Source organism: Peptidiphaga sp. (genome assembly GCF_057238965.1).
This window is the reverse complement of the sequence record NZ_DBHHEV010000014.1, coordinates 13,748-18,359: the sequence shown is the minus strand read 5'-3', so window position 1 is coordinate 18,359 and position 4,612 is coordinate 13,748. Positions and strand designations below refer to the sequence as shown.

Genomic DNA, 4,612 nt, shown 5'->3' with positions numbered 1-4,612 from the left:
CCGGTGAAGATCGCGCGTATGCGCCGCACGCCGAGCCACGTCTGGTGCGTGAGGTCGTAGGAGTAGGAGTGGGTTTGGACGGCGGCGTCGACGCCGTCGAGCATGCCGCGAACCGCAAGGACTTCCTTGGCGGTGGAGCATTCCTCGGCGGGCGTCGTCTGGAGGACTACGCGGCCCGGAACCGACCCGGGGCGTCGGCGTTCGAGCTCGTGGAGGGCGAGGAAGGCGCCGACGGAGTTGCCCGCCATGACGTTGTGCCCGCAGCCGTGTCCGATGCCCGGAAGCGCGTCGTATTCGGCGAGGATGGCGATCGCCGGGCCGGGCGAATCGGCGTTGTCCGCGTTGCCGACGGCGCCGGTGAACTCGGCGCGCAGGGCTGTCTCCATCCCGTAAACGCCCACATCGGGCTCGATGCCGTGGGCTCGCAGCAGGTCTGCGACCGTGGAGACCGCGAAGCGCTCCTCGTATCCGACCTCGGGGTTGTTGTGGACGGCGTGCGAAAGCGCGACGATCTCGCCCGCGAGCCCCTCGACGGCTGCGGCGAGGGCTTCTCGCAGCTCGGCGGGTGAGCCTTCGCCGTCGGCGAGCGAGGCCGCGGGTCCGGCTGCGGCCTTCCGCGCCTGCGTCTCTTCGGCGAAACGGCGTTGGATGGCATCGGATGGAACTGTGGGCTTCGACAAATCGCGCATGGTTCGATGGTACTCCGATGCGGGAGGGTCGGCGTCGCGAGCCCGGCGCCGCCCGCGGCCCTGAGGTCACAGGCCGAGCGTCTTGCGGACCCAATCGACGACGCCGTGGGTGTACGCCTCCCGGGCCGGCTTGGCCGACAGCGCTAGATCGTGGCGGCCTCCCGGGATTTCGAGCATTTCGACGCGTTCGGACAGCACCGGCGCCAGACGTTTCATGTCTTCGACCCCCAGCACCGCGTCGCGCACGGCGACGTCGTCACGGCTGGGAAAGCGGGGGCGGCGGGAGGAAGCGTCGGAATGGGCGACGAGCAGCGGGACGTCGATTTTCACGTCGCCCGCTGCGATGCGCGCCTGCGCGCGGCGGACGGTTCGGATGAACCCCATGCGCGCGACGGCCCGGCGGAGCGGCTTGTGGCGAGGGTCAAAGGAGAACTCGCCGCCGAAATCCGTGTGGAGCGCGCGGGCGTAGCGAAGGAAGAGCGGGCTGAAGACGAGCCGGGGGCGGCGGGCCCCGACACGGTCGATGAACCGCGTGAGCGGTCCGCGCTCGAAGGCGCCGCCGTTGTGGTCGAGCCACGGCGAGTTGAGGACGACGGCGTCGACCGTCCCGGGATTGTCCGCAGCCCACAGCGCCGCCTGAAGGCCGCCCGTCGAATGTCCGATCAAGGCGATCCTCCTGGCGCCAAGGGATCGCAGGCGCCCGATTGCCAGGCCGATCTCTTCCTCCCGCACGTAAATGTCGCGCAGATCGTCGCGGGAGGCGTTCGAGCGCACGGACCTGCCGCACCGGCGCATGTCGAGGCCCGCCAGCGGGATTCCGGCCTCGCGGAAGGCGGCGGCCTGCTCGACGTGGAAGAACGAATCGAGGAAGCCCGGCAGGTACAGGGCCGCTGCGCCGGATTTCTGTGCGAGATCGCCGGCGTCGGCCTCGTGGACGAGCACCGCGACGTCGGGGCGCCCAGGCGGGGATCCGCCGTCGTCCTCGGAAAGGGCGAAGGACGTGGCGACCCACGTCGGCCCCAGGCAGTCAGTGCGGATCGAAAGGATGTCGGAAGGGGAAGGCGGCCGCACGGATGCGGGCGCGGGAGGAATCTCAGCGGCCATGGGCGGAAGGGGGCTCGTTTGAGGCGTGCTCACCGAAGGGCGCTCAGTCGACGATGCCGTAGAGCCGGTCGCCGGCGTCGCCCAGTCCGGGGACGATGTAGCCGTTTTCGTTGAGGCGCTCGTCGAGCGCGGCCGAGACGATCGTGACGTCGGCCCGATCGCCGACGGCCTCCTCGAGGTTCCGCAGGCCCTCGGGGGCGGCCAGAAGGCACACGCAGGTGACGTCGCGCGCGCCGCGCTCCAGCAGGTAGTTGACGGCGTCGATGAGCGTGTGGCCGGTGGCGAGCATCGGGTCCACCACGTAGCACTGGCGGCCCGAAAGGTCATCTGGCAGGCGGTTGGCGTACGTGTGCGCCTCGAGCGTGGTCTCGTCGCGTTTCATTCCGAGGAAGCCGATTTCGGCGGTCGGCAGGAGCTTTGACATGCCCTCGAGCATCCCCAGGCCCGCGCGGAGGATGGGCACGAGGATGGGGCGCGGATAGGCCAGGGACAGGCCCTTCGTCGGCGCGACGGGTGTGACGATGTCGACCTCGCGGACGGCGACGTCGCGCGTGGCCTCATACGCCAGAAGGGTGACGAGCTCGTCGACGAGCTGCCTGAAGACGGGCGAGGGCGTGTTTCGATCGCGCAGAAGGGTGAGTTTGTGAGCCACCAGAGGGTGCTCGATGATCTGAGTACGCATGCGTTGACTATATCAGCGCGATCCGACATATTTGGGGCGCTTCGAGATTATTGGGGCGCTTTGAGGCGTTGCCCTCGGACGCCCGCCGAACCGCGCGTGCGGCGCAGGGCGCGCCCGGGCACAATGGGGGCGTGCATGAAATTGAGCGGGAGTGGATCGGCCGGGCAATGGAGCTGGCCGGCCGTGCGGCGCTCGCGGGCGACGTCCCCGTGGGCGCGCTTGTGGTGCGCGGGTCGGCTGTGCTCGGCGTCGGCTGGAACACGCGCGAGGCGTGCAACGATCCCGCCGGCCACGCCGAGATCGCGGCGCTGAGGGAGGCGGCGCAGGCTGCGGGGGACTGGCGGTTGGAGGGATGCGACCTGTACGTCACCCTCGAGCCGTGCACGATGTGCGCGGGGGCGATCGTCGCTTCTCGCGTGGCCAGGGTCGTGTTCGGGGCGTGGGATCCGAAGGCCGGGGCGGCCGGCAGCGTCCGCGACGTTCTGCGCGACGCGCGGCTCAACCACAGGGTCGAGGTTGTGGGCGGCGTCCGCGAAGACGAATGCTCGCGCCAGCTTCGCGCCTTCTTCGGGAGGTGACGGCGGCCGAGCCCGCATCCGCTTTCGCCTCGCCGCCTTCTTTTCCGCGCCTTCCTCATTTCCGTGCCGTCTTCACTTCCTTGCCTCCGGGTCTTCCGCGGCTGCGGTGGCGTCGATGACTCCCTGCAAAAGATCCCCGTAGACGCGGATGGCCTGCTCGCGTGTGAGGGAAGTTGCGGGCTCGAGTTCGAGCAGATACCTGCTGGTGACGAAGCCGGCGACGACGGCGATCGCCTGCGCCAGGCTTTCCTCGCGCACGATTCCATGTGGGAAGCCAAGGATGTCGGCCGCGCGGCGCCACTGCTCGACGATGACCCCGGCGTACTGGCGCGCGAGGGCGGGATTCTCCCGCGCGGATTCCACGACGAACTGCGCGACCTCCGATTCCCACAGGTCGATGAGAAAGGCCATGAGTCGGCGACCGAGTCCGCGCCTGCCCGGCGTGGTGACCTCGGTCAAGACCCGCTCGGGGTTGATGCCGATTCCGACGGACTGCGTGTAGAGCTGGACCTTCGAGTCGAAATAGTAGTGGACGAGGGCCGGATCTACGTTCGCCGTCCGGGCGACGGCGCGCAGCGACGCCGCCCGGAAGCCCCGTTCGTCGAAGACCTTCCGGGCGGCGTCGAGGATCTGCTCCCGCGTTGCGGGCGAGCCCTTGCGGCGGCCGCGAGTCACTCCGTCCTCCGCCGCAGTGTGAGCGAGGCCAAGCCGAGCGAGCCGATCGCGAATGCCGCGACAATGGCGAGGCTGGTCCAGTAATGGCCGGTGAGATCCGAGTAATCCGCCACCTCTTTCAACGCCTCGACCGCCCAGGTGAGCGGCAGCACATTCGACAGGCCTTCAAGCCATCCGGCCATCTCTTCGCGAGGCCCGAAGAGTCCGCACAAAAGCACCTGCGGCAGCACGACGATCGGCATGAACTGGACGGCCTGGAACTCGCTGCGGGAAACCGCCGACGCGAGCAGCCCGAGCGCGATTCCCAGCAGCGCCGTCGCCAGGGAGACGAGCAGCATCCACGCGATGCCGCCCCTCAACTGCATGTCCAGGCCCCAGTAGCAGACGGCCGTCAGCAGCGAGGTCTGCACGATGGCCAGCGCGCCGTAGGCCAAGGCGTACCCCCCGATGACGTCCATTTTGCGGATCGGAGCCGCCATGAGGCGTTCAAGGGTTCCGCCGGAGCGCTCGCGCACCGTGGCTACGGCTGTGAGCAGGAACATGAGGAGCAGGGGGAACATTGCGAGCAACGTCATCTCGACTTGCGAGGAGATCGGCTCTTCGCCGTCGAAAATCTGATGGACCAGCCACGCCAGAACCGACGGGACGAAGGTGACGAGGGCGAGAGTGCGCGGGTCGTGGCGCAGCTGGCGCGCCACGCGCGCGGCGATTGCGAGAGTCATTCTGCCTGCTCCTTCGCTAGGGCGAGGAAGGCGGCGTCCATGGACGACGTCGCCGTGTCTTTGAGGATGTTGTCAGCGGTCCCCGTTGCCAGGATGTCGCCTTCGCGGATGAAGACGAGGCTGTCACAGCGCTGGGCCTCGTCCATGACGTGCGAGGAGACG

6 protein-coding genes are annotated in these 4,612 nt (G+C 68.9%); 1 reads left to right on the top strand and 5 read right to left on the bottom strand.

Annotation, left to right across the window (positions count from 1 at the left end; all coding sequences use genetic code 11):
* The 3 genes from ACO48X_RS03245 to upp form a co-directional block, all read right to left on the bottom strand.
* Nucleotides 1–689, bottom strand: a 689-nt coding sequence (locus tag ACO48X_RS03245) for a M20/M25/M40 family metallo-hydrolase (protein WP_485000491.1), incomplete at its 3' end; no start/stop codon positions are given.
* A 66-nt stretch (nt 690–755) separates the two neighbouring features.
* A complete protein-coding gene (locus ACO48X_RS03240; RefSeq protein WP_485000489.1) occupies nt 756–1,826 on the bottom strand; it encodes an alpha/beta hydrolase in 1,071 nt (356 codons plus the stop codon).
* Between the two features lie 10 nt (nt 1,827–1,836).
* Complete coding sequence (upp, locus tag ACO48X_RS03235) at nt 1,837–2,475, bottom strand: uracil phosphoribosyltransferase (protein ID WP_485000487.1); 639 nt, start codon at nt 2,473–2,475, stop codon at nt 1,837–1,839.
* Nucleotides 2,476–2,606: 131 nt separating this feature from the next.
* Here upp and tadA point away from each other — a divergent pair, with 131 nt between their 5' ends.
* Entirely contained in the window at nt 2,607–3,053 is a 447-nt protein-coding gene (tadA, locus tag ACO48X_RS03230; RefSeq protein WP_485000485.1) for a tRNA adenosine(34) deaminase TadA, read from the top strand.
* A 72-nt stretch (nt 3,054–3,125) separates the two neighbouring features.
* On the opposite strand, the gene ACO48X_RS03225 is transcribed toward tadA, so the two are convergent.
* Nucleotides 3,126–3,728: a TetR/AcrR family transcriptional regulator gene (locus ACO48X_RS03225; protein ID WP_485000483.1), complete on the bottom strand. Its 603-nt coding sequence runs from the start codon at nt 3,726–3,728 to the stop codon at nt 3,126–3,128.
* Complete coding sequence (locus ACO48X_RS03220) at nt 3,725–4,450, bottom strand: ABC transporter permease (RefSeq protein WP_485000481.1); 726 nt, start codon at nt 4,448–4,450, stop codon at nt 3,725–3,727. Before ACO48X_RS03220 ends, ACO48X_RS03225 begins: the two co-directional genes overlap by 4 nt.
* Nucleotides 4,451–4,612: the final 162 nt, after the last annotated feature.